This window comes from Rothia sp. HMSC072B03 (genome assembly GCF_001809565.1).
Lineage (GTDB): Bacteria > Actinomycetota > Actinomycetes > Actinomycetales > Micrococcaceae > Rothia > Rothia mucilaginosa_A.
Window position 1 is genome coordinate 36,292 of sequence record NZ_KV797969.1, and the last position, 23,244, is coordinate 59,535.

The following is a 23,244-nucleotide window of genomic DNA, read 5'->3' on the forward strand; positions in this document are numbered from 1 at the left end:
ATAGATGAGAAAGGGAATCAGGTGGGGTCTGCGGCGGCCCCGCGAAGCCTCAGAGAAGCGCCTGAACCGCCATCATGACCGCCACACCGACAATAAAACACGCCGGAATGGTCACAATCCACACCAGCAGAATCTGAAGCACAATGCGGGGCTTCAACGCGTTGAAACGCTGGTTAACACCCGCACCCAGGGTCGATGCGGTCGCCAGGTGCGACGAAGAGAAGGGAACCTGCAGCAAAAAGTACCCAAGAATCTGCACGGCGGCGGTGGTTCCCTGCGCGACGGCGCCGCGGAGGGGATCGATGCGCACCATCTTGTACGCGAAGGTGTAGCCGATGCGCCGCCCGCCGCTGAGCGTTCCCAGGCCCAGGGTCAGGGCGATGAAGAGCGTGCCGAGGAGCATCCCTGCGGTGTCCAGACGGTACGTTCCGCCGGAGCCCGAATGGTCGCCGAGCAGGGGAACCATGAGCGACCACAGGAGCAGGTACAGATAGCCTGTCTGCACCCCGTGCAATAGCGAAATCGCGGAGGAGGACACCGCGAGCACCTCGCGGGAGTGCTGGTTGACCATGCGCGGGTTGTGCCCCACCACGAGCCGGTAGAAGGGAATCACCATGACCCAGGAGAGAACAAAAATCAGCGGAGGCAGGTAGAGCAGGGGCCAGAGGGTCGCCTCGAAGATGTGCGGCAGAAACGAGCTGAGGTGCAGTTCCTGGCTGCCCTGCGTGCTGAATCGGGCCCACCAGCTGACCCCGGCCAGCGCGCCGATGAGCGCGTGGGTCGAGGAAGAGGGCAGGCGGAGCGCCCAGGTCAGCATGCCCCAGATGGAGCAGACGAGCAACGCGGCGAGGATGCCGCTCAGGCCGGTCTCGCCCTCGGGGGCGCTCACCCAGGTGGCCGAGTATTCGCCCAACAGTAGGAAGGCGCTCACGACGCCGAGGACGTTGAAGAGCGCCGCCAGGTAGAGGGCCGAGCGCTCGCCGAGGGCGCGAGTGCGCACGGGCACGGCGACCGTGTTGGAGGCGTCGTGCATGCCGGTCACGTAGACGGCCGCGCCGAACGCGCAGAGGGCGAAGGGAATCAGGAGCATTAGGACTCCTGCACGATGATGCGGCCAATCTCGGTGGAGACATCGCGCATCGCGTTGGAGGCGGCGGTCAGCTGCGCCAGGAAGGTCACGTAGCGGCGGTAGCGTTCGTGGGTGTAGCGGGTGGAGATGTGGGCTTCGTACTCTTCGGCGGTGCGCAGGGCCTGCCGCGAGATGCGGAGCATGTCCATCCAGTAGTTGTCGAGGCCGCGGATATCGGCGAGCTTGGGGATGACGGCCGCGGTGAGTACGGCCTGCCGCTGGATGATATCCAGGATTGAGGTGATGTGCGTGGCAAAGCCGTCAATGCTGTGCAGGGACAGCACGTGCGCGGCGCTCGTGAGCTTTTCAACAGCGGTGGTGAGCTTACGGGCCAGGGTGTAGATGTCCTCGCGCGGAATCGGCGGGGAGAAGGAGCTACGCACCTCGGTGAGGGTGCGGTAGAGCAGGTCGGTGGAGTCGGCCTCGTGCGCGAGCATGCGCTCGAAGAGGGCGGGGTATTCGGCGACGGGGGAACCCACCATTTCGGAGAGGAGCGCCGCGGCCTCGCCGACCTGGGCCGAGATTTCGGCGAGGGAGGCGAGGGATTCGTTCGCGTGGGGGAAGAGGCGGTGCAGCATAGTTCCCAGTCTAGCGAGTGGTCGGGGCTGAGGAGTATTTTGGACGCGGCCCGTGCCCGGAACCTATACCCGGAATCCGTGCCCAGAACCTGTACCCGGGGCCCATCCGCAATAATATATTCTCAATTTCGCATATACGGGGTTTGTGGCACGGCGTGAAGAGATGCGCCAGAACCGGGCGCCAGAACCGGGTGCTGGAACTGGGGCCGAGATACGGACCAGCCCAGACTGAACCGGGCTATCTCGGGCTATCTCGGGCTGATTCGGGCCGAGATACGGACCGGCCCAAACCAAGATGCAGACCATAAGGTACAGGCCGACAACATAAAACGGTGGGGGTCGATTTCTCGACCCCCACCGGAACGTTTAGGGATGTCGGGTTGGGAGCGCCTCTCGGCGGAAGGCCGCTCGAAGCGGCTAAAGATTTGGAGCCCGGGGCTACCTATTAGCAACCCGACATCTTGTAATTATTATCCACCCGCACCCGGCGCAGAGTCAATCGGAAACAGGCTTTTCAGGCCTTTGCGGCCCAATGTGGAACCTGTGCCAACTCATGAAACCAGCCCGGATATTGAAGCACCGGCCCTTCCCTAAACCATAGAATCTGACGAGGGTGTTGCGCGTTTCAATAAAGCGCCTTATCGGGCCCCTATCGGCAGGGATTGAGCGCGGCGCGAACAGCGGCAGCCGGCAAATCGAGGAACCCAGCAGAGTGGGGCACCCGGCCTCTACGCGATTTCCTCCGGGTCTCGTCGAGAAGCCTCCGCGGCGCGCCACTGGGCGGCCACCGCCTCCAAGTCCTGCGCGTCCTGCTCGAGCTGCGCCGCCTGCCGCGGCATGCGCAGGTGACGCTCGACCGCCTCACGCTTAATCTCGTGGCTTGTCGCCACCGGAGTCACCGGCGCCGGATTACGCGAGTACCGCGCGAAATCCACGCGAATCCCCAGAGCCACAACGCGAGCGAAGGCCGCGCACCGCTCCATCGCCATATCCAGGTCCCCCGTGTACAGGCCGGCCAGGATCTCGTCAATCGTACGCACAACCTCCTCTGCGCCCGGCGGATCCGGCACCCCCGCCACCACGTGCGAGCGGTAGTCCTCCGCCATGCCCAGCTCAAAGGCGCGGCTCACCCCGCGCGGGGAGCGGTGCACCGTGTCTCGCAGCCGATACATGCGCCAGAGCGCGCCCGGCAGGGAGTGCGCACTCGCGTGCGACCATAGTTCGGCAAGCATTTCGATGCCGTAGTCGTCGGTGAAGCTGACGAGCCGCTCGGTCAGCTCTCGATCCCGGCCGCGCCCGCGCGTCAGCAGGATGCGGGCCGAGGCGTGAGCCGCCTCCTCACGGGCGGCGGGATCCATGCCGCCCTCGTGCCGTTCGAACTTCTCGGAGGTAAAGAGGACGGGTCGGTGATGCGTGCGGCGGCGGGAGCGTCCGCCGGTGGAAGATGCGGATGTAGACATAGGATTACCCAGTGTACTCCTGCCGTGACCCCGCGCATTTTCGCCCGCCGTGCCGCGCCTCGCACCGTTCCGGAGGCGAGAGCCGTTAGTGTATAGTAGTTTTTATCTGCAGGCTGTATAGCTATGCGGAAAGAGCGCCTTTAGCTCAGTCGGTAGAGCTACGGACTTTTAATCCGCAGGTCGTGGGTTCGAGCCCCACAGGGCGCACCGAACGACCCGTCGCCTCCCGCTCAGCGGGGGTCGGCGGGTTTTTGCGTCGTTATTGGTTCTGTTGCTCAAGAGATGAGGAGACCCCGTGAGCGTCACCATTAAGAACCCCGAAGAAATCACGATTCTGGCCACCGGCGGCACGATCGACAAGTTTTACTCTGTCGCCGGCACCATGGATATCGGTGAGCCCGCCGCCAAGGACCTGCTCGACCGCGTCATTACCGACGTGCGCTTCGACATCCACCCGCTCATCGGCAAGGACAGCCTGGATATGACCGACGAGGACCGCGCCGAGCTGACCGAGGCCCTGGACGCCGTCACCAACACCCAGGTGCTCATCACCCACGGCACCGATACCATGCCCGAAACCGCCCGCTACCTGCTCGAGCACGCGAAGCTGGGTGAGAAGGTCGTGGTGCTGACCGGCGCAATGCAGCCGGCCGTCATGGCGCGCTCCGACGCCGGTTTCAACCTGGGCGCCGCAATCGCCGCCCTGAACCTGCTGGACCCGGGTGTGTACATCAGCATGAGCGGCCGCATCTTCCCGGCTGAGAGCGTTCGCAAGGACCGTTCCCGAGGTATTTTTGAGGGCTAACGCGCCCGAACCGGCGCAGTCGTCTGAATCGGCACAGTCGCCGGAGGAGCACGGCCCGCGCTCCGCCGCACCGGGGCCCCGCGGCTCGGAACTCTCCGAGCCAGCGGAGGCCCTCGTTGTGGAGCCCTGGGATATTGGCAGTAGCGAGCCCCTGCCAGCAAAGGCGCTCTACGCGGTGCGCGTCGTACTGCTCATCGCCCCCGCGCTCGGCATGGTGTACTTCTTTATGCGCGCGGCTCTCTTTCCCGTGGGTGCTGTGCCGCTCGTGTACCTGGTCGTGCAGGGTTGGTTGGCCACCATCTACCGCGCCGACCGCTCCGTCATGCTGATTTATTGGGGCAACGCCGTCTCGGCGCTCCTGGCCGCGGTGATGGGTGTCTTCTTCGCGTACCTGCTATTCGCCCTACACGGGCCGGATGCGCTCTTTAAACACTTCGGGACATTCTACGCGGGAGCCGTATTTACGGTCATGGGGTCATTCGTGCTGGAGTTTTTCTTCTCGCTGTTCTACGCGGTGGTTCTGCGCCGGGTAATCAGGCGTAACGAGGCCTTCCACCGCGGGTCGTTCTCGGAGAACACCGGCGGCTAAAAGGGCACCGGCTGCCCCCTCTTTTCATGTTCGGGAAGCCTTCAACTGCGCATGATACGGTAGAGGCGTAAACCGTCGTCCACGCCGTCAGGAGGAGATATATGGGTACCCCGGACCGGACCACAGACGATTCCGCACCGTCCGTCGAAACCCCGGATGGCACCGCCGTGCGGACCCGGTACCAGGCGCCCATCCGCGACCTGCGGCCCGCTTCCGCGGAGGTGAGCGTCCCCTCCACCGCGATGCACCGCACGGTTCCCGCGAAGGCCGTGCCGCATGCTTCCCCGAAGGATGCGGCCCTGCCCGCCCCGCACGTAGCGCAGGCCCCGACCACCTCCCTCAACCCCGCGGTGGCACCGGCCGCGCTTCCGGCGTTTCTGCGCACCTACTCCCGCGATGAGATTAGAATACGCCAGCGTCAGCTACGCAAAAACCTGCTGGTGCGCGTCGCCATTCTGAGTGTTCTGGGCCTGACGGAGGGCCTCATCATCGCCCAGTACACGCAGCCGCTGGCGATTTGTTTCTGGCTGCTTGCGGCCCTGTACATCATCGTCCAGGCCTGGCCGCTTCTGCGCCCGCCAAACGACGTTGCCGACACCTCCGTGTACAGCATCTGGGCGATTTGCTCGCTGATTGGGTACATTGGCGTGGGGCTGGTGCTCTCACCCATCACGTTCCTGCTTCTCATGCTGGACTGGGCGGGCGTCTCCATGGGCTTCGACCCGATGCTGGTGCTCTGTGGCCTAGGTCTGGTGTGGGTGAGTGAGGTTGGCCTGTCCCTACTAACGATTTACCGTTTCAACGAGTTGAGGACCGCGCTCACGCATCCCGCCCCGCAGGACGAGGCCGACGCATCCGAAGATTCCGGTACGGGCGCGGAGGCCGCCCCCTCCGATTAGGATTCCGCCGGGACGCCCCGGCCGATGCACATAAGCTCACCGAACACACCGTATTTCACCACACCATACGTACCCCGCGCCTACCCGCCGCATCGATGAACCGTCGTATATCACGGCGCGCAGGCTCTCGAAAGATCCAACCATGCCTACCCCCGAACCCGCACCGCTCCCCGCGGCTCCGGCCGCTACCTCCCCCGAGGCGTCCGTGAAGTCCTCGCGCTCTAAACCGCCGACCCCGAACCTCGTGTCGGTTGCCGGCTGGGTGCTCCTGGCCATTTCCGCGGGCTGGGTGGCGCTGCTGGTGTACACCACCGTGTCGCTGACGACGACCCATCTTCCGCGCCTGTCCACCTGGCATTCCTCCACCCTCGTGGAGGCGCAGGCCTACTACCCGGTGCTCTTCCTGATGCTGTGCACCCTCGGGAATGTGGTGCTGCACAGTTTCTGCACGGTGGCGTTCATCCGCGGCTACCGCTGGGCCGCGGTGGTGCTTTCGGTGTCTCTGGTGATGGGCATTATCTCGGCGATGCTGATTATGCTGAGCGTGGGTGCCATGCTCGCCACGCTGAACGGTGCACCCAGCCAGGAGGTCGAGTTCCTGCTGAGCACCTCCTCGCCCCTGTACACGCCCGTGTACATCGCCGGGGGTTACCTGGTGGTGTGCGTCATCGCGCTGGCGTTGGTGTGGTCGCGCCAGTCGCGTGCCTACATGGCGGCCCGCAGCGCGTGGCGTTTGAGCCGCCGCAAGGACTACCTGCTCTAACCTCTGCCGCGGGCCTGCGGCCCGCCGATAGTTTATTCACCAACCACCGATAAGGACGAACCCCGTGACCCCTACTTCCGACCCCGCACACGAGTCACAAGTCCGTACCGACCCCGACGGGCACGATGACACCGTAGAGACGCCCGATAACGGCAAGGAACGGATTGAGTCGGCGCAGAAGACTTCAGTGCTAGTCGATATCTCCTTCTGCCTGGGCGTGGGGCTCATGCTCGTGTATGCGGGTTTGGACGCGCACCAGGCCCTCGCATCCTCCGGACATGGCTGGGACATCGTCTCAATCTTCACCATTGCCGTGCCTCGCCTTCTGAGCGGAACCATCTGGGTGGAACTGATCATCCTGTGCTTCCTGGCGGTCCTGTGCACGGGTAGCAGGGGCGCACGTCAGACGCTGATGCTCTACGCGGCCGTCTGCTGCCTGAGCGGCATGCTCATCACCGCGGGTTCCTTCGACCTGGCCGGGTTTTTCTTCCCGGCCTTCACCGCGCTGAACCCCGCGACGAGCCCGGCCACCGCCTCCCTGACCGTGACGAAGGTGCTGGTCATCATCGTGGGCGTTGGCGCCGCACTTTTCATTTTTCTGCTGGGCCTTGTCTCTACTCGGGATGAGGATGTCGTCCTGTCCGAGGAGCCTCCGGCACCCGCGGCGGAGGGCGCGAAAAACGTGGCCGGGGCCGACGAAGAGGCGGGCATGACCATCGAGGAGAGGCAGGCCGCCCATTACCTGGAAATGCTCCGGCTGATTGACGAGGAGGAACGGGTGACTCGCACCCCCGCCGAGCAGCGAATCCTCGATCTTCGCGCGAAGATGGCGGTGACGGAAAACCCCCTGGAGAAGCAGCGTCTGGAGGGCGAGATTCTGCTGACGCTCCGCGCCGAGCGTGCCGGTCTGGAACCTTATGACGGCGAGCTCGACGGTGACGAACCGGTCGATGACGAGCTGGTTGATGACGAGCCGGTCGATGAGGAGAACGTCCTCAGTCATCAGAGCGCAGATGCAGAAACGCGTGCTCGCCTGGAAGAAGCACAGGCACATCGGGAAGAAGAGGAAGTCAACCGACGGGCTGAAGAGGCCGTTGCTCAGCAGTACGAGACGGCCCGTCGCAAGGCTGGCCGGAAGAAGCCTCGCAAGGAACAGCGCGGCTACAAGGACACCTCGGTGTACACCGAGGAAGGGTACCGCCTCAACTAGCGGTGCGAGCCGTCCCCCAAGCGGTCATCCAAGCAGACTATTCGGTCCTCCCGTCGCGGGATGGAGAACATAGAAAGGAACGATAATGTCAGAGTACGGAGCTCCGGGATTAGCCCCTCAATACCAGCAAAGCCAGCCACGATCCAACGGTCGTCCTGTTGCTTTGATATGGGTGACAGCGCTTACTGTGCTGATTATTTTGATTGGGGCGGCACAGTCTACCGTGAGCGCTTTGGAGCGGAACCATACCGCGATGAATTCAGAGGCGCTGACGCAAGTAACCATCCCTGCACTGGTCAAAATCATCCTGATGGACGCGGTAACTATTATCGCTCTGTTATTCCTCTGGCTACGGCGTAATTGGGCACGCATCGTCAGCATCGTTTTGAGTATTTTTGGCGCGCTGGGCGGTATTTTATACATTTATGGTTCCGTCATACTCTTCAACTCTGTCGATGTACAGACGCTGAGCGGTGCAGAGTTGGCGCACTTCGTTTTTGTTCTTGTGGTGGTGAATCTGCCTACTGTTTGTAACACGGTAATAACGGTATTGCTGTTCACCCCCAGTATGCGCCGGTACACGTACGCGGCTGGCGCGTACTAAAGGGTTTACCTGTGTAAAGGGGCGCGATAGGGCCTGATATGTCAGGTAGTACCGGGGGAAGCAAGCTTTCGGTACCGCTACTTCACAGAGCTTGAGAGAACGCAAAAGGTGGGGATACCAGACGGTATCCCCACCTTTTCTCGTCCCCGGCTCATTGGCCTGAGGGACTTCAAGCATTACTCTGCAGATTCGCGCTTAGCCTTCGAGCGGCCGCGCAGGTACTCGATAAAGACCGGCACCACGGAAACCAGCACAATAATCACGGCGATGTACTCGATGTTGTTGTGCACGAACGGAATACCGCCCAGCAGCACACCGGCCAGACCAATCACGCCGATCCACGCAATGGCGCCGACGGTGTTCCACAGGTGGAACTTCTTACGGTCGTACGAAGAGATACCGGCTGCCAGCGAAACGAAGGTACGCACAATCGGCACGAAACGGCCCAGAACCAGGGCCAAACTACCGCGCTTCTGGAAGAACTCCTCAGTAGTGTGCAGGTTCTTCGTGCTCAGAATCTTCGCGTCATCCTTGAAGATGTTGCGGCCGTAGCGGGCACCAATCTGGTATCCCACCTCGGCGCCGGCCATCGCCACAATCACCAGCACGGGGAACGCAACCCACAGGGACAGACCCATCTGCTGGTGCAGCATACCCAGCGCAAAAATCAGGGAGTCACCCGGAAGAACCGGGAACAGCACACCCGACTCAATGAAAACAATGATCGCCGAAACAACCAGAACCCAGGGGCCGGTGTCGAGCAGGAACTGTTCAAGGTTAAGGCCTAGCAGCGCAACCGGAAGCTGCGCGAGGGCGGCGGCAAGAAAAGTCATGAAAAATCCTGAACTGTGAGTGGACCGCGCGCACGGATTGGCGGCGGCGAAGTAACACCAGCATAGAGAACGTGCCTATGGTGAACATAGTGCAAAACTATGCGGAGGCTGTGTAGCACAGAGACAATTCTACCGGGGTTTAGCCCGGATGCACGGGTGAGCGAGGCGTAAATCTCCGGGCCCGAGAACGAAATGGCGCGCAGTGATGCGGAACTCGCACACCCTCCCAAGAAATGACCGGCTCCGAGGCCAGGATGCGCCGGGTGTGACATGATGGGAAGACAGCGCGTCGGAGCGCCCGCCCGCGAACCACCCACCGTCGGAGAAAACCATGAACCCCCAGCAGCCGGACACCGCCACCTCCCTGCGCGACGAGGCCCGCGAACTGTTGCGCCGCCTCACCGGCGCCTCCGAAGCCGACTTCCACGACGGCCAGTACGAGGCGATTCACGCCCTCGTGGCCGACCGCGCCCGCACCCTGGTGGTACAACGCACCGGCTGGGGTAAGTCCGCGGTCTACTTCATCTCCTCGCTGCTCCTGCGCGCCCGGGGTGCCGGGCCGGCACTCATCATCTCCCCGCTGCTTTCGCTCATGCGCGACCAGGTGGCCGCCGCATCCCGCGCGGGGGTGCGCGCCGCCATGGTGAACTCAGCGAACGTCACCGAGTGGGACCGCATCCGCGAGCAGGTCGAAGCCGACGAGCTCGACGTGCTCCTGGTTGGCCCCGAGCGGCTCAACAACCCGGCGTTCCGCGAGCAGTGGCTGCCGTTTCTCATGCCTCGCCTGGGCCTGCTCGTGATTGATGAGGCCCACTGCATTTCGGACTGGGGCCACGACTTCCGCCCGGACTATCGCCGCATCGGCGCGCTGATTTCTTCTCTACCCGCCGGCGTGCCCGTGCTCGCTACGACCGCTACAGCAAACGACCGCGTGACCCGCGATATCGCCGAGCAGCTGAGCGCCGCGGCCGGGGACGCACCCGAGGTGTACGTGGTGCGCGGCCCGCTCTCCCGGGCCTCCCTGCGCCTGGGCGTGCTCGCACTGCCCGACGAGGGCCAGCGCCTGGGCTGGCTCATGGCGCACCTGAACGAGCTACCCGGCTCGGGTATCATCTACGCGCTGACCGTTTCGGCGGCGGAGGATACCGCCTCCGCCCTGCGCGCTCGCGGATACGACGTGCTCGCCTACACCGGAAAGACCGACCCGGATGAGCGCATGGCCGCCGAGCAGGCCCTCAAGGAGAACCGCGTCAAGGCCCTCGTGGCGACCAACGCTCTCGGCATGGGCTTCGACAAGCCCGACCTGGGGTTCGTGGTGCACCTGGGCGCGCCCTCCTCTGCGGTGAGCTACTACCAGCAGATCGGCCGTGCGGGTCGTGGGGCCGCCAACGCGGACGTCCTGCTGCTACCCGGGCGCGGGGACCGGGCCATCTGGGAGTATTTCGCGACCTCTTCGATGCCGGAGGAGGAGAAGGCCCTGCAGGTGCTGGCCGCCCTCGAGCAGACCTCCGAGGGCCTGAGCCTCACCGCGCTGGAGGCGCGTGTGCAGCTGCGCCGCTCAACCCTGGAGCTGCTGCTCAAGGTCCTGGACGTCGAGGGCGCCGTCGTAAAGAAGGGGAGCCGCTGGTGCCGCACCTCGGCTCCCTGGAGCTACGACCGCGAACGCTACGCGGGGGTTGCGCGTGCGCGCGTGCGCGAGCAGGAGTCCATGCTGGAGTACGAGCGGACGGAGGGGTGCCGCATGGTGTTCCTCGCCCGCCAGCTCGACGATACCTCCGCTCAGCTCTGCGGGCGATGCGACCGGTGCGCCGGACCCTGGTACTCGACGCAGGTTCCCGAGGAGGCACAGCAGGCGGCGCGTCAGAGCTTTGCTACCGTGGGGGTTCCGGTGGAGCCGCGCCGCATGTGGCCCACCGGCCTGGACCAGCTGGTGGGCGCCTCCGCTCCGCGCGGTCGCCTGTCGAAGGACGAGCAGGCCGAGCCGGGTTATGCGTTGGCGCGCCTGAGTGATATGGGGTACGGAACGCGCCTGCGCGAGCTCTTCGCCACGAATGAGCTGGGTGAGCCGGTTGATTCCGAGGTGCCGACCGACCTGGGCCGCGCCTGCGTGAAGGTGCTGGCGGCGTGGCAGTGGGGTGCCGCGGGGCGACCGACCGCGGTGCTGACGTTGCCGTCGCCGGTGCGTCCTCGCCTGGCGCAATCCCTGGGTCGGGGGCTGGCTTCGGTGGGTCGCCTGACGGATTTGGGACAGGTTTCTTTGGTGGAGGAGCCCCGCTTCTTCGGCGGTAATAGCGCCTTCCGCTGTGCCGACGTTCTGCGTTCTTACCTGGTTCCGAGCGAGGTGTTGGACTACGTGCGGGAGAACCGTTGCGCGGTTCTGCTGGTTTCGGACCTGGTGGATTCCCGCTGGGCTAACACGGTGGTGGCTCGCGCATTGAGGGAGGCCGGGGCCGCCGCGGTGTATCCTTTCTCTTTGGCCGCTACTCACTAGTCGCGTTTCACGCTCTTTTACTCCCCGACGAGGTTGTATGTCATATTCGGAATATTCAAATTTGACGGTTGCTGACGGTTCTTCCACCGTGCTCAGCGACATTCCCGCGCGTGCCGACCACCGCGAGTGGATGGGCCTTGCCCTGGCGGAGGGGAAAGCCGCCGGTGAGCGCGGCGAGATTCCCATCGGCGCGGTCGTCGTGGATGAGTACGGGACCGTCGTCGCCTCCGCCGGCAACACCCGCGAGCGGGAACACGACCCCAGTGCCCACGCGGAGGTGAACGCGATTCGGCAGGCGGCGGCGCGGCTGGGGCAGTGGCGGCTGGAGGGATGCACCCTCGTGGTGACCGTCGAGCCCTGCCTCATGTGCGCCGGCACGATTCTGGCCTCGCGCGTCTCGACGGTGGTTTTTGGCGCCTGGGAGGAGAAGACGGGCGCCTCCGGTAGCCGCTACGACGTGCTGCGGGACGGGCGGGTGGCGCCGGCTCCCGAGGTGTATGCGGGGGTGCGCGCCGAGGAGTGCGCGCGGCTCATGCTGGATTTCTTCAGGGAGCGCCGTTCCTGAGCGCGTTCCTGCCCGCGTTTCTCGGTGGTGTGCCCCTCGGCGATGCCCCCCCCGGCAATGCCCCTCGGTGCGCACCCCTCGGCTGTGCCCTGTCGCCGGTATGCTGTTGCGAATAATTCGGTGGGCGGATTCTGTCGCTCTGTCCTGCCTCCTAGCCCGGTCGCCCCTCGTCGCGCCCGGGGTTCGCATCCGCGGTTTGCCGCTGGGGCTTGTTCCGAGGGAGGCTTGTTCCGGAGGCTCGTTCCCAGGGCTTGTTCCCTGGGATTGTAGCGGGGGAGGAGGCCTGGTGAAACCGGTCATGGGTTCGTGGCTTATTTGAACGAAAAACCCCAATTTTTTGAAAAATACTCCGAAAATTTCAAAAATAGACGCTTTTTCACCCGAAAATCCCCACAAAACCACACTTAACCGGGTCTACGATATATAAGCATCGGAGCCTGAGAACCCCTCCGCGTCCTTCAGCAGGTATCGCGGAACGAGGTCCTCGGGCTCGTACTTTTACCCGTTTCTACCCGTCGTACAGATTGAAGGGACCGCCGTGCTTCGCGTTGATAACATCTGGGCCAAGGGGCGTCACCACGCCCTTTTTGGCCGCACCACTTTCTCGGTAGGTGGGGGCGAAGTCATCATCGTTCAGGCCGACAGCCAGATGGAACGTACCTCCCTGGGCCTGGCCCTCACCGGCCGTTTGCCCCTGTCGGGCGGCGAGATTTACTGGAGCGCCGGCGATGAGGAGCCTCAGCCGATTTCAATGAAGAAGCTGCGCCGCATCAGCGACATTATCGATTCCCCCGATGTGACCTCCCCAGAGCAGCACATGCGCGTGCACGACTACGTCTCTGAGATGCTCTCCTACAATCTGCCGATTTTTGGTCGTTCCCGCGCGGGCCGCTGGTTGAAGGAGCGCGGCCTCGAGGATTTGGACGGCCTGTGGATGGACGAGCTGGACGGCGAGATGAACATCGAGCTCATGGCTGCCCTGGCACAGAGCAGCCCCTCGGATCTGCTGGTCTTCGATACCCCGTCGCGCCACCTGAACCACACGCGCATGTGGCTTCCCTTCCTCGAGGAGCTGGCCAACGATGAGGACCGCCCCCGCACTGTGGTGGCGATTGTCCCGCATATTTCCGATACCTGGCACGGTGCGCGTGCCGTGGTGGGTAGCGTCCACATGGATCAAGAGGGGGAGTTCGAGGCCCCCGAGGATCCGGCGGAGGAACCGACCGAGCCGGAGATTGACGTGATTGAGGTGCGTGAGGTGGAGGAAATCCCCCTGACCTCTTCGATTCCCCTCACCCCCGCGGCCGGGGTAGCGGCCGAAACCACCGTTGTGGCGACCCCCGTTCCCGCGGCGTCCGGCGTGACCGAAGCTGTTCGGGCCGTTGATCAGAAATCCACTGATCAGAAACCCAACACCCAGAAGACCGCTGAGAAGGAGTAAGAATGACTGTTCTGCGTGTTGCTCTTGTTGAGCTTAAGCGCCTGACCAGCGGTGTTTTGCCGGTCCTGGTGCTCATTGCGATGTCCTGCATCCCCCTGCTGTACGGTGCCCTGTACCTGTACGGCAACTGGGACGCCTACGGCCACGTGAACGGCATCGTGGGTGCCCTCGTGGTTGAGGATGAGGGCGCGACGGATTCTTCTGGCCAGCAGGTGAATACCGGTGCCGACGTGAAGAAGAATCTTCTGGACGCCGGCACGTTTGATTGGCGTCAGGTTCCGACCCGCGAGGAGGCCGTCGACGGCGTGGAGAAGGGCACCTACGATTTTGCGTTGGTGATTCCGAAGAATTTCTCCCGTAACCTGCAGAGCGCCGCGGCGTTTAAGCCGGATGCCAACGGTAATACGGGCACGATTGATCCCCAGTCAGCCGGTATTGAGATTGTCACGAATGACGCGAACAACTACGTGCTGACGAATATCGTGACGAAGGCGGGCACGTCGGTGCGCGATTCGGTGGCGTCGAAGGTGGGTAATGCCACTGCGAATGCGTTGCTGGCAAGCTTCACCACGATTCACTCGAAGATGGGGGAGGCGGCCAGCGGCGCAGAGAAGGTGAACACCGGCACGGTCAAGCTGGCCGATGCGATTGTTCAGCTCAAGGACGGCTCGGCCACGGTGAACGACGGTGCCCTCAAGCTGAAGGACGGCACGGTCACCCTTTCTGATGGCACGACCCAGCTGGTGGATGCGCAGAAGCAGCTGGCCGATGGCGCGGATAAGCTGGCAAGTGGTGCGGCAACCCTGGACTCGGGCGCCGCAACCCTGAATTCGGGCGCCGCGAAGCTGGTGGACGGCTCGACGACCCTGAAGAACGGCACTTCGACCCTGGCTTCTGCCGCGGCTTCGGCTTCTGACGGCGCGTCGAAGCTGAAGGATGGCTCGGCCACCCTGGCTCAGGGTACTTCTTCGCTGAAGGACGGCTCGGCCACCCTGGCCCAGGGCGCGAACAGCCTGGCTGAGGGCACCCACAAGCTGCGTCAGGGCCTGGATGAGTCGGGTATCCGCGAGCTGCCGGGCCAGCTGAACGCGATGTGTCAGCACCTGCAGCAGACGGACACCTCCGCCCCGAGCGGTGATTTTGGCCGCGACCTGTCGAATACCGTGGTGTCGGCGAGTGCGCAGAGGCTTCGCGAGCGTCTGGCTCCGATGGTGGCCGCTGGCACCATGACCCAGCAGCAGGCTGATGAGCTGGTGTCTTCGGTGGATTCCGATGAGTTTAAGGGTGAGGTGGCAACGCTGAACCAGAAGGCTCTGGAGTCTCATCTAGCCTCGCGCAGTGCGACTGCCGCAGATGCTATGTCGAAGCTGCAAGCCCTGAAGTCGAGCCACTGCGTCGCGGACGGTTCTTCGTCCTCGGCGGCTAAGATTCAGACCCTGGTGTCGGGCGTGGACGCGCTGGATGCTGCCTCCACCTCGGTGGCGAAGGGCGCCTCTTCCCTGGCTGAGGGTGCGGCCCGCGTTGATAGCGGTGCTTCTTCGCTTGCTTCGGGTGCGGCTACCCTGGCCGATGGTAACGCCCAGATTGCTTCGGGTGCATCCTCTCTCGCTTCGGGCGCCTCTTCCCTGGCTGAGGGCACCGAGAACCTGAAGTCGGGTACCGATTCGCTCAAGAGCGGTACCGCGACCCTGAAGGACGGCACGAGCACTCTGGCCGAAAAGGAGCAGAGTGCCGTCGAGGGCCAACAGAAGGTGGCCGATGGCGCGTCGAACCTGAAGGACGGCGCGTCTCAGCTCACCGAGGGTACGGAGAAGCTGGCCAGCGGCACGGATCAGCTGAATAGCGGTGCCTCGGAGCTGAAGGATGGCACCTCCTCCCTGCAGAGCGGCCTGGCTTCTGGCACGAAGCAGGTTCCGAACCTTTCGGAGTCGGATCAGACGAAGGTTGCCGACACGATGTCGAACCCTGTGACGCTTTCGCACAATTCCCTGGCTTCGGGCCGTAACTACGGTGAGGGCATGGGTCCGTTCTTCATGTGCCTGGCGCTGTGGATTGGCGGCCTGATGCTGGTTCAGACGCTACGCGTGATGAATAACCGTGCGTTGGCTTCGCACGCCCCGTCGGTTCGCGTGATGCTCGGTAGCTGGATGCCCTTCGGTCTGGTGGGTATTGCTCAGGCGACGCTCATGTTCGTGGTGATTAAGTTCGGTCTGGGCTTTGAGATGGCTCACCCGTGGCTGGCGTGGTTGTTCCTGTGCTTTGTGGCTCTGATCTTCACCGGATTTATTCACGGTCTGACGGTGTTCCTGGGTGCTCCCGGCAAGCTGGTGGCTCTGGTGGTCCTGATTCTGCAGCTGGTGACCGGCGGCGGCACGATGCCGTACGAGACTCTGCCCGAGCCGATTCGTTGGATGCACGATTTCTTCCCGATGGGTTATGCGGTGACGGGTATGCGTCGCCTGTCGTACGGGGTGAACGAGTCGAGCCTGTGGGGCATCATGCTGGTTCTGGCCCTGTGGGGTCTGGCGGGCTTGCTGCTGGGTTACCTGGGCACGCGACGTGATCGCACCTGGTCGTTGAAGAAGCTCGCACCGGAGATCACTGTCTAATAAAATAGAGGTATACCTGCAAAAAGGGAGGGAGGACTTCTGATGTTGCAGCGACCAGTCGCTGAAGCTGCAAGTCGTCGTCCCGGCCGTACTGGTAAAACTCAGTTGAAGTTGTTCAACGCTGCTATGGATATCATGACCCAGAAGGGGCTTGAGTACGCCACCGTTGAAGAGGTGGCTGCTCGGGCGGGTGTTTCTAAGGGAACCGTGTATTACAACTTCGGTTCCAAGAAGACTATGGTGGACCAGCTGGTTCAGTACGGCACGCAGTTGCTGCTGAGCGATGCGCGCCGCGCGGCGTCGGCCCAGTCCGACCCGCGTGAGGCGTTGCGGAGTGCCGTTCGTGCCGCGTTTCAGTACCTCGAGGACCGCCCGGGCTTTACCCGGATGTGGCTCTCGGAGGCCTGGAAGGGTGCGGAGGGTTGGACCGAGACGATGAGCGATAACCGTCAGGATCTTCTGGAGTATCTGGAGGAGATGACGGAGGCTGTGGCTCGCCGCTACACGGTTGATACCGCTCAGAATCCTCGTGCGATTGCGATCTCTATGTTCGGCGCGATTTACATGCTTGCCATGGATCGCGAGGTCCATCAGGTTGACCGCAACGCTGAGGACGCGACGCGTGCTGTCATGCTGGTTATAGATGGGTATATCCGTCATTAGACGAACCCGCCGGGTTCGTTGATGTTGCCGGGACTTCGGTGTCGGGTGTCGAAAAGGGCACGGTAAAAGGGCCGTGAAAAGGGCGACACCCGGTTGCCGCACGCGTTTTTGCCCCGGTGGGAGAAGATACATCCCACCCCTGTGCTTTTCTTGCCCTTTTGTCTTGGGGTGTGCTACACTTTTCCACTGTTGGTGGTGTGTCCGAGCGGCCGAAGGTGCATCACTCGAAATGATGTTTGGTGTAAAAGCCAACGGGGGTTCAAATCCCTCCACCACCGCACCAACGAAAACCCGTCGAGCTGAGCTCGGCGGGTTTTCTGTTTGCCGAATTATGCGGCTCGCCTGTGAATGTATATGCGAGTGCGAGTAAAATTTATGCTATGCGTATTAAGATTCTTGACCACCCGCTGGTCGCCCACAAGATTAGTGTTCTGCGCGATAAGAACACCCCTTCCCCGATTTTCCGTCAGCTGGTTGACGAGCTGGTGACTCTCCTGGCCTACGAGGCTACTCGCGAGATTCGCGTGGAGGAGGTTGAGGTGGTGACTCCGGTGGCTACCACGACCGGTGTGCGCATCGCCAACCCGAAGCCGCTGGTGGTGCCGATTCTGCGTGCTGGTCTGGGCATGCTGGAGGGCATGACCCGCATGGTGCCGACCGCCGAGGTGGGTTTCCTGGGTATGGCTCGCAACGAGGAGACCCTGGACATCGTGACCTATGCCGAGCGTCTGCCGGAGGATTTGACGGGCCGTCAGGTGTACCTGCTGGATCCGATGCTGGCCACCGGCGGCACCCTGATCGAGGCTATTAAGTTCTTGCGTAAGCGCGGTGCCGAGTCGGTGACCTGCGTGTGCCTGATTGCCGCCCCCGAGGGTATTGCCGCCCTGGAGAAGGGCGTTGAGGGCATGGAGAACGTGGACCTGTTCCTGGCTGCCCGCGATGAGCGCCTGAACGAGAAGGCTTACATCGTTCCCGGTCTGGGTGATGCTGGCGATCGCCTGTACGGCCTGGCTGAATAATTTTTGATTCGGTTTCGCGAGACGGTTTCGCGAGACGGTTTCGCGAGACCAATTGTGCGCCGTCCCCGCGCTGGCTATTTCTGTAGCCCGCGCGGGGACGCTTTTGTCTAATAGGGCGTGCGTACGATGCGGGATGGGTGGTGTCGATGATTTCCCCCGTCGGACGGGGGATGATTCAAAAAATCTACATGTGACAAGAATCATTTCATGTGGATATTGTTGGGGTAATGAGGGGTATTTGAGGGTCTCTTAAGCTTTGATTGAGGGCATGAAAATACAGTGCTCCGCCTCATCATGCCGCTTTAGATGAATATTTATGTAGATGGGGCGCGACGGGGCTTGATGCGGGACGAGTCTGGCCCGGATGAGTGGGGATGTATTGTACTCCTTTTTGGATGCGGGAAGTATCCACGATGCCGAATCCGCTTGATTTATCCGTCAAATAGGAGAAATATTAAGAGAAAGGATTGATGCTCGAACAGGTATTAGGGACTGTTGGGCCACGCGTCACTTCCGGCGCACCCCACCACCATGTAGGTAAGGCAATTCCTACGTAGATTTTGAGAGAAGGCTGAACCATGTCAGGTGCTGTACCTGGATACGTCCACATCTCCCAGCGAGGCCGCGCCGCGAAGCGTCAGGCCGTCCAGCCCCATCGTCCCGCCGCACCTGCCGCAACGTTGCGTCCGATGACATTCTCCGCGGGGGATTCCTCCCCCCACAAGAATGCTCAGGAGAACGAGGCTCGCGGCTTCGTGCTGTACGTGGGTCTGAATGAGGAGCTCGCCGCCGCAAACGGTACCTCCCTGGTGCGCATCGTTCAGGATCTGCGCACCTACGCCCACCACCTGGCCCCCGAATCTGAGTCTTACGCCGCCGTGGCGCTGGCTCCCGTGAACGCCGAGGGTAGCGACCTTGAGGTGGTCCGTAACGCGCTGGGTGATCCGACCGCCGTGTACACCTACCCGGAGGCGAATACCGCCCGCGAGGCGGAGGGCATGAACGGCCACTCCTCGGGTGTGCTGATTGACCTGGCTCGCCGCGAGGTGTTCCTGGACGGTGAGCCGCTGATGCTGACCTTCAAGGAGTTCGAGCTGCTGGCCCACCTGGTTGAGAATAGCTCCCGCACGGTTGGCCGCGAGGAACTGCTGAAGGCCCTGTGGAGCTCGGGTGACGAGCACCCGCACGAGCGCACGATTGACGTTCACATTCGTCGCCTGCGTTCGAAGCTGGGTCGCCTCTCGGGTACCGTGCGTACGGTGCGCGGTCAGGGTTACCGCTTCTTTGAGCACCCCGAGGTCGTCGTCTGGGCGGCCCCGGAGTACTCCATCTAGGCTTGTAGTTTTAGGGTGCACCCCGGTGCGCCGGCCCCGTGCCGGTGTGCCGGGGTTTACTCATGCCCGGGTGGCGGTGCGCGGGATGTATCGGCGCGCTCTGGATAAAATGGGTGTATGGCTGAGAATTCTTCCAACACTGCATCCGGCTCGCACCGTAGCGGAGCTAAGCGCCTGATTATTATGCGCCATGCGGAGGCCGATTGGGGCCTGAACGATTTCGACCGTCCCCTGACCAAGCGCGGTCACGAGCAGGCTGCCGCCGCGGGTGCCTGGCTGGCTTCGCGCGGCTATATTCCCGAGCAGATTATGTCTTCGTCGGCGTTGCGCACGCGCCAGACGACCACCTGGGTTGCGGACGGCCTGGGTTCGAAGGCCCCGACCGCGCATCTGGATGAGGGTCTGTACGAGGTTTCGGCCGCCCGCATCATTGCGCGCATTAACGGCGTTTCAGAGAACGTTCATTCGCTGATGGTGGTGTCGCACCTGCCCGGCGTGCAGGATGCCGCGCAGCGTCTGATGAGCCCCGACTCCGATCCGAACGCGTCGATGGATGTGTACTATGGCTTCCCGCCGTCCTCCATCGCGGTGTTCGAGGTGCCGGGGGAGTGGGCCCTGCTGGATGGGGCGGATGCGCGCCTCGTGGACTTCAAGAGCTTCTAGGTTGTGCGCCCGATACTGTGTACCCGATGAAATGGGCATAGCAAAAGCCCCGTACCGAGTGGTACGGGGCTTTTAGCGGCGGAGACGGGGGGATTTGAACCCCCGGTCGAGTTTAACCCCGACCCTTCATTAGCAGTGAAGTCCATTCGGCCGCTCTGGCACGTCTCCACGGTGCGCTCGTGAGCGCATCCCTATAAGAATATAGGCTGTTTTGCGCTTGGTCAATTCGGTAGGGGCCTCGCGTGAATTAGGCGTGTTGCTCAGGTAGGCGAGGCGTTTCGCCCCAAACCGGCTGAGCCGACGGGGGCTCTACTCCGTGGGATACGGGCCGTGCACATTGAGGGTTATACGCATTTTCGATACACTACACTCCATCCAAACCGATAAATAGAGGGCGTCTCTGGCGTGTGAATTTTCCATACAGTGTTGCCAGAGTTGCCTTATTTACTCAACGAAATGAGAAATCATGTCTGAAAACCTCAACAACCCCCAGCCCCAGTTCAACCAGGACCCCCAGTTCAGCCAGCAGGCACCCCAGTTCAATCAGCAGGCTCCTTACGGTGTGCCCGTTCAGACCCCTGAGCAGCTGGCTCAGGCGAAGAAGGCAAAGACCCTGTCGATTGTCTCTCTGGTGAGCGGTATTGTGAGCTTCTTTGTCCTCGGTTTCATCCTTGGTGCTGTAGCTATTGTGACCGGCCGCCTGGCTATGAATAACCCCGAGCTGAAGAACCGCGGTATGGCTATTGCCGGTACTGTTCTGGGTGTCGTCAGTATTATTTTGCTGGTCGCTCTGAAGATTTTTGTAAAGCAGTAAGATTGAAGCTACCTGCAGTAGCCTCATGATTTGAGGAAGCCCGCGAGCGCCCCGTGCGCACGCGGGCTTTTGCATGCTTGAGGGGGCATTGCCGGAATGGGCGTGGTGTACGCAGCCGAAGCGTGAATATAGCTGCCGCTTCGGTGATAGGCTAGGAACAACACGGGCCAACGCCGACCAACCACAAAGGTGAGATGCCATGTCTCAGAATCCGCAGGGTTCAAACCCTGAAGACTCCGACCCCGAATACAACCAGCTGAACGAACAGCTTGCTGAGCTGTCTGCGCAAGATGGCCAGGATACGTCCGGTCAGCCTATGATGCTGCCCGCGGATACCGTGCAGAAGATTATCGGGCGGGTTGAGGGCGAGCGGGCCGCTCAGACTTCCCTGGTGCTCGGTCTTGTCAGCCTGATTTGCCTGGGTTTTATTGCCGGCGTGCCTTCTTTCATCATGGGCTATATCGGTATGTCTAAAGCGAAGGAAGCGGAGCGCCTGGGCGTTTCGGCTACAGCGGGTCGTAGGATGAGTAAGATAGGCACCTTTATAGCTTTCCTCATTTTCTTCTGCACGTGTGTCTTCATGCTTATGGGGATTATCGGTTCCCAGAGGGTTGCTGGCTATTCCCCCTATTAAACTTCCGGGTCGGCCGGTATCTTAGCCTGGGCGGGCACCATGAAGGTGCCTAATCCTCGCCGCCGAAAACAGATTACGGATATCGGGGCCTCCCCCGAAACACCTGTCGCGTATCAAGACTGAAAGATCGTGGTTATTATGTCTCAGACTCCCCAGCCTCAAGAGCCGGACCCGTTCGACTACAATCCCGCGTACAACCAGCTCTACGAGGGCCGCGATGCCGGGCAGGGCGCGGGCGGCGAGCCGCGGAATGTCCCGGCTACCTACGGGCCCGCCGGGGCGTACACTCCGCCTCCTGCCTACCCGGAAAGCGTCCCGGGGAATATCGTCACGCCCCCTGGCTTCCTGGAGGAGGGCCAGAAAGCGGCACAGCGTTCGTTGACGTTTGGCATTATCAGCGTGGTGCTCATTCTCCTCATGTATTGGATTCCCTACTCCACCCTCGGATCAATTATTCTGGGCGCCCTGGGAATTTCGGCCGCGCGAGACGCGGAACGCCACGGTGTGCCGGCAAAGGCGGGGCGCATCCTCAGCTGGATTGGCGTGGTCCTGCCCATCGCCCTGACGGTCTTTGCGATTATTGCCCTCCTATCGCTCCTTTTCACCCTGAAGGGATAGCCGAGTTAGCGGTTCGGCTGGCCGAGACTTCTGGAACCGAGCCCACCATCTTTTGTCTGCAACATGTAGAAGCCCCGTTTCTCGAATTGAGGCGCGGGGCTTTACGCATATTCGCGGAATCCCGAACTAACGCTCGAGGTGTCTTGCGCGGGTCAGAATGACGGGTGTAGTTGCCCCCGTTCCGTTGATAGGCTAGGGTGAATATTGTTTAACACACACCTGCCGCACGAAAGTGAAACGCCATGTCTCGGAATCCGTGGGGTTCTGACTCCTACGATTACAACCCGGACTACAACCACCTGAACGAGCAGTACGATCAGAACAGCCAGTATGGCCAGTATGGGCAGGGTTCGTACGGTCGGTACGGCCAGGGTTCGTATGGCCAAGGTTCGTACGGTCGGTACGGGCAGAGCTCTTACGATCAGTATCCCTATGACCCGTACGGCCAAGACCTATATGGTCAGAATCAGTACGACCCGTACGGTTACCAGTATGACCAGCCCATGATGGCCCCAGCCGGCTTTCTGCAGAAGACCCCCGAGCAGTTTTTTGGTGAGAAGGCTGCCCAGACCTCCACTGTGCTCGGCGTTATCGGTTTGATCTGTATCGCGACTCTCAATTGGTGGCTGTTCGGTCTGCCCTCCCTAATTCTGGGTGTTATCGGTATTTTCAAGGCGAACGAGGCGGAACGCTACGGTGCCGTTGCTTCGGCAGGCCGCATCTTGAACTGGATTAACGTAGCTGTTGGTGGCATATTCCTGGTGCTTTTCGGCGGAGCTCTTCTGCTGGCGCTCATGCTGGCTCTTTCGGATTCTGCCGCTAATTCAGAGTTGGTTGATGCCGCGAAGATGCTGGCACTTCTCTAAAAACTTTGCCCTTCTCGAAAAGAAAAAGCCCCGCTCCTCACAGTGAGGAGCGGGGCTCTGCTGTGTATATGCCGTATGTTTGGTGAAATCGGCTCGACATGCTTGTTCCCTCTGATGGGAAGGTCTAGGGTGAAGGTAACACCCGGTATTGAAAGGTTGTGGATGCGATGTCGCAGCTACCCCAAAACAACGAATCCTTCGATTACAACCCCGAGTACGCCAAGCTATACCGGCAAAATAGTAACGGGCAACCCATCGTTGGGTCCGCAGGGGGCCCACTGCAACCCGCGAGTGGGTTCCCGAGTCAGGAAACTGGGCGGAGCGCCGAGAACCTCTCCTTGCTCTTCGGTATCCTCAGCTTAGTGTGCATCCCGGGTATTCGATGGACGCTGTACGCCATCCCTTTCTCACTGATACTGAGTGTTTTAGGTATCTGGCAGGCGCGAGTGGCACGACGGCACGGTGCGCGCGCTACCGCGGGTATGATTCTCAGCGCGGTGGGTATAGTCGTTGTCCTTCTTCTCGTTGCCCTCATCATATTGATTCTGAACGCTTTGTCGGGCATCCACTAATCACAGCGGCTCGATGTCGAGCCTAAATGCTCTCTCAACCCGATAGGCACTTAACACCCGGTATTGAAAGGTTGTGGATGCGATG

General features: G+C 61.9%; 22 protein-coding genes and 3 tRNA genes. 20 read left to right on the forward strand and 5 right to left on the reverse strand.

Annotated elements, in window-relative coordinates; genetic code table 11:
* Nucleotides 1-49 precede the first annotated feature (49 nt).
* From HMPREF2630_RS03510 to HMPREF2630_RS03520, 3 genes are all read right to left on the reverse strand, one after another.
* The gene (locus HMPREF2630_RS03510) at nucleotides 50-1,090 is read right to left on the reverse strand and encodes an inorganic phosphate transporter (protein ID WP_049333405.1); all 1,041 of its coding nucleotides are present in this window, start codon (nucleotides 1,088-1,090) and stop codon (nucleotides 50-52) included.
* Complete coding sequence (locus HMPREF2630_RS03515) at nucleotides 1,090-1,707, reverse strand: hypothetical protein (protein WP_049333407.1); 618 nt, start codon at nucleotides 1,705-1,707, stop codon at nucleotides 1,090-1,092. The genes HMPREF2630_RS03510 and HMPREF2630_RS03515 overlap by 1 nt, the downstream gene beginning before the upstream one ends.
* 728 nt (nucleotides 1,708-2,435) lie before the next feature.
* Nucleotides 2,436-3,167 carry a hypothetical protein gene (locus HMPREF2630_RS03520; protein WP_049333409.1) on the reverse strand — a complete coding sequence of 244 codons (732 nt, stop codon included), beginning with the start codon at nucleotides 3,165-3,167 and terminating at the stop codon, nucleotides 2,436-2,438.
* Between the two features lie 134 nt (nucleotides 3,168-3,301).
* On the opposite strand from HMPREF2630_RS03520, the gene HMPREF2630_RS03525 reads away from it, so the two are divergent.
* From HMPREF2630_RS03525 to HMPREF2630_RS03555, 7 genes are all read left to right on the forward strand, one after another.
* Nucleotides 3,302-3,374, forward strand: a tRNA-Lys gene (locus tag HMPREF2630_RS03525).
* 88 nt (nucleotides 3,375-3,462) lie between these two features.
* Nucleotides 3,463-3,972 (forward strand): asparaginase domain-containing protein, encoded by a 510-nt coding sequence (locus tag HMPREF2630_RS03530; protein ID WP_070483419.1) that lies wholly within the window; start codon nucleotides 3,463-3,465, stop codon nucleotides 3,970-3,972.
* Nucleotides 3,962-4,561 carry a hypothetical protein gene (locus HMPREF2630_RS03535; protein WP_070483421.1) on the forward strand — a complete coding sequence of 200 codons (600 nt, stop codon included), beginning with the start codon at nucleotides 3,962-3,964 and terminating at the stop codon, nucleotides 4,559-4,561. Before HMPREF2630_RS03530 ends, HMPREF2630_RS03535 begins: the two co-directional genes overlap by 11 nt.
* A gap of 101 nt (nucleotides 4,562-4,662) precedes the next feature.
* Nucleotides 4,663-5,460: a DUF2975 domain-containing protein gene (locus HMPREF2630_RS03540; protein WP_070483422.1), complete on the forward strand. Its 798-nt coding sequence runs from the start codon at nucleotides 4,663-4,665 to the stop codon at nucleotides 5,458-5,460.
* Between the two features lie 142 nt (nucleotides 5,461-5,602).
* A complete protein-coding gene (locus tag HMPREF2630_RS03545; protein ID WP_070483424.1) occupies nucleotides 5,603-6,223 on the forward strand; it encodes a multidrug DMT transporter permease in 621 nt (206 codons plus the stop codon).
* A 64-nt stretch (nucleotides 6,224-6,287) separates the two neighbouring features.
* Nucleotides 6,288-7,433 carry an MFS transporter gene (locus HMPREF2630_RS03550; RefSeq protein ID WP_070483426.1) on the forward strand — a complete coding sequence of 382 codons (1,146 nt, stop codon included), beginning with the start codon at nucleotides 6,288-6,290 and terminating at the stop codon, nucleotides 7,431-7,433.
* Between the two features lie 85 nt (nucleotides 7,434-7,518).
* Complete coding sequence (locus tag HMPREF2630_RS03555) at nucleotides 7,519-8,037, forward strand: hypothetical protein (RefSeq protein ID WP_049333418.1); 519 nt, start codon at nucleotides 7,519-7,521, stop codon at nucleotides 8,035-8,037.
* A 176-nt stretch (nucleotides 8,038-8,213) separates the two neighbouring features.
* On the opposite strand, the gene HMPREF2630_RS03560 is transcribed toward HMPREF2630_RS03555, so the two are convergent.
* Entirely contained in the window at nucleotides 8,214-8,870 is a 657-nt protein-coding gene (locus HMPREF2630_RS03560) for a DedA family protein (protein WP_049333420.1), read from the reverse strand.
* 331 nt (nucleotides 8,871-9,201) lie between these two features.
* On the opposite strand from HMPREF2630_RS03560, the gene HMPREF2630_RS03565 reads away from it, so the two are divergent.
* From HMPREF2630_RS03565 to HMPREF2630_RS03605, 9 genes are all read left to right on the forward strand, one after another.
* Nucleotides 9,202-11,361 (forward strand): RecQ family ATP-dependent DNA helicase, encoded by a 2,160-nt coding sequence (locus HMPREF2630_RS03565; RefSeq protein WP_070483428.1) that lies wholly within the window; start codon nucleotides 9,202-9,204, stop codon nucleotides 11,359-11,361.
* Nucleotides 11,362-11,398: 37 nt separating this feature from the next.
* Nucleotides 11,399-11,926: a nucleoside deaminase gene (locus HMPREF2630_RS03570; protein ID WP_070483430.1), complete on the forward strand. Its 528-nt coding sequence runs from the start codon at nucleotides 11,399-11,401 to the stop codon at nucleotides 11,924-11,926.
* 538 nt (nucleotides 11,927-12,464) lie between these two features.
* Nucleotides 12,465-13,367 (forward strand): ABC transporter ATP-binding protein, encoded by a 903-nt coding sequence (locus HMPREF2630_RS03575; protein WP_070483431.1) that lies wholly within the window; start codon nucleotides 12,465-12,467, stop codon nucleotides 13,365-13,367.
* 2 nt (nucleotides 13,368-13,369) lie between these two features.
* The gene (locus HMPREF2630_RS03580; RefSeq protein WP_070483433.1) at nucleotides 13,370-15,976 is read left to right on the forward strand and encodes a YhgE/Pip domain-containing protein; all 2,607 of its coding nucleotides are present in this window, start codon (nucleotides 13,370-13,372) and stop codon (nucleotides 15,974-15,976) included.
* Nucleotides 15,977-16,018: 42 nt separating this feature from the next.
* Nucleotides 16,019-16,639, forward strand: coding sequence for a TetR/AcrR family transcriptional regulator (locus HMPREF2630_RS03585; RefSeq protein ID WP_049344327.1), 621 nt, complete (start codon nucleotides 16,019-16,021; stop codon nucleotides 16,637-16,639).
* 191 nt (nucleotides 16,640-16,830) lie between these two features.
* Nucleotides 16,831-16,917 (forward strand) — tRNA-Ser (locus HMPREF2630_RS03590).
* 102 nt (nucleotides 16,918-17,019) lie between these two features.
* On the forward strand, nucleotides 17,020-17,658 hold the full coding sequence (upp, locus tag HMPREF2630_RS03595) for a uracil phosphoribosyltransferase (protein WP_049333431.1): 639 nt from the start codon (nucleotides 17,020-17,022) through the stop codon (nucleotides 17,656-17,658).
* A gap of 578 nt (nucleotides 17,659-18,236) precedes the next feature.
* Nucleotides 18,237-18,992, forward strand: a complete 756-nt coding sequence (locus tag HMPREF2630_RS03600) for a winged helix-turn-helix domain-containing protein (protein WP_049333433.1) — start codon at nucleotides 18,237-18,239, stop codon at nucleotides 18,990-18,992.
* Nucleotides 18,993-19,109: 117 nt separating this feature from the next.
* Nucleotides 19,110-19,655: a SixA phosphatase family protein gene (locus HMPREF2630_RS03605; RefSeq protein ID WP_049333435.1), complete on the forward strand. Its 546-nt coding sequence runs from the start codon at nucleotides 19,110-19,112 to the stop codon at nucleotides 19,653-19,655.
* A 79-nt stretch (nucleotides 19,656-19,734) separates the two neighbouring features.
* Here HMPREF2630_RS03605 and HMPREF2630_RS03610 read toward each other — a convergent pair.
* A tRNA-Ser gene (locus tag HMPREF2630_RS03610) sits at nucleotides 19,735-19,823 on the reverse strand.
* A 298-nt stretch (nucleotides 19,824-20,121) separates the two neighbouring features.
* Between HMPREF2630_RS03610 and HMPREF2630_RS03615 the strand changes: the two genes are divergently transcribed.
* The 4 genes from HMPREF2630_RS03615 to HMPREF2630_RS03630 all read left to right on the forward strand — a co-directional run bounded on the left by HMPREF2630_RS03615 (nucleotide 20,122) and on the right by HMPREF2630_RS03630 (nucleotide 22,587).
* The gene (locus HMPREF2630_RS03615) at nucleotides 20,122-20,469 is read left to right on the forward strand and encodes a DUF4190 domain-containing protein (protein WP_070483435.1); all 348 of its coding nucleotides are present in this window, start codon (nucleotides 20,122-20,124) and stop codon (nucleotides 20,467-20,469) included.
* Nucleotides 20,470-20,668: 199 nt separating this feature from the next.
* Nucleotides 20,669-21,103 (forward strand): hypothetical protein, encoded by a 435-nt coding sequence (locus HMPREF2630_RS03620; protein ID WP_053090269.1) that lies wholly within the window; start codon nucleotides 20,669-20,671, stop codon nucleotides 21,101-21,103.
* Between the two features lie 138 nt (nucleotides 21,104-21,241).
* A complete protein-coding gene (locus tag HMPREF2630_RS09220) occupies nucleotides 21,242-21,721 on the forward strand; it encodes a hypothetical protein (RefSeq protein ID WP_070483436.1) in 480 nt (159 codons plus the stop codon).
* 242 nt (nucleotides 21,722-21,963) lie between these two features.
* Nucleotides 21,964-22,587 (forward strand): polyprenyltransferase, encoded by a 624-nt coding sequence (locus HMPREF2630_RS03630; protein ID WP_070483438.1) that lies wholly within the window; start codon nucleotides 21,964-21,966, stop codon nucleotides 22,585-22,587.
* The last annotated feature ends 657 nt before the right edge of the window (nucleotides 22,588-23,244 follow it).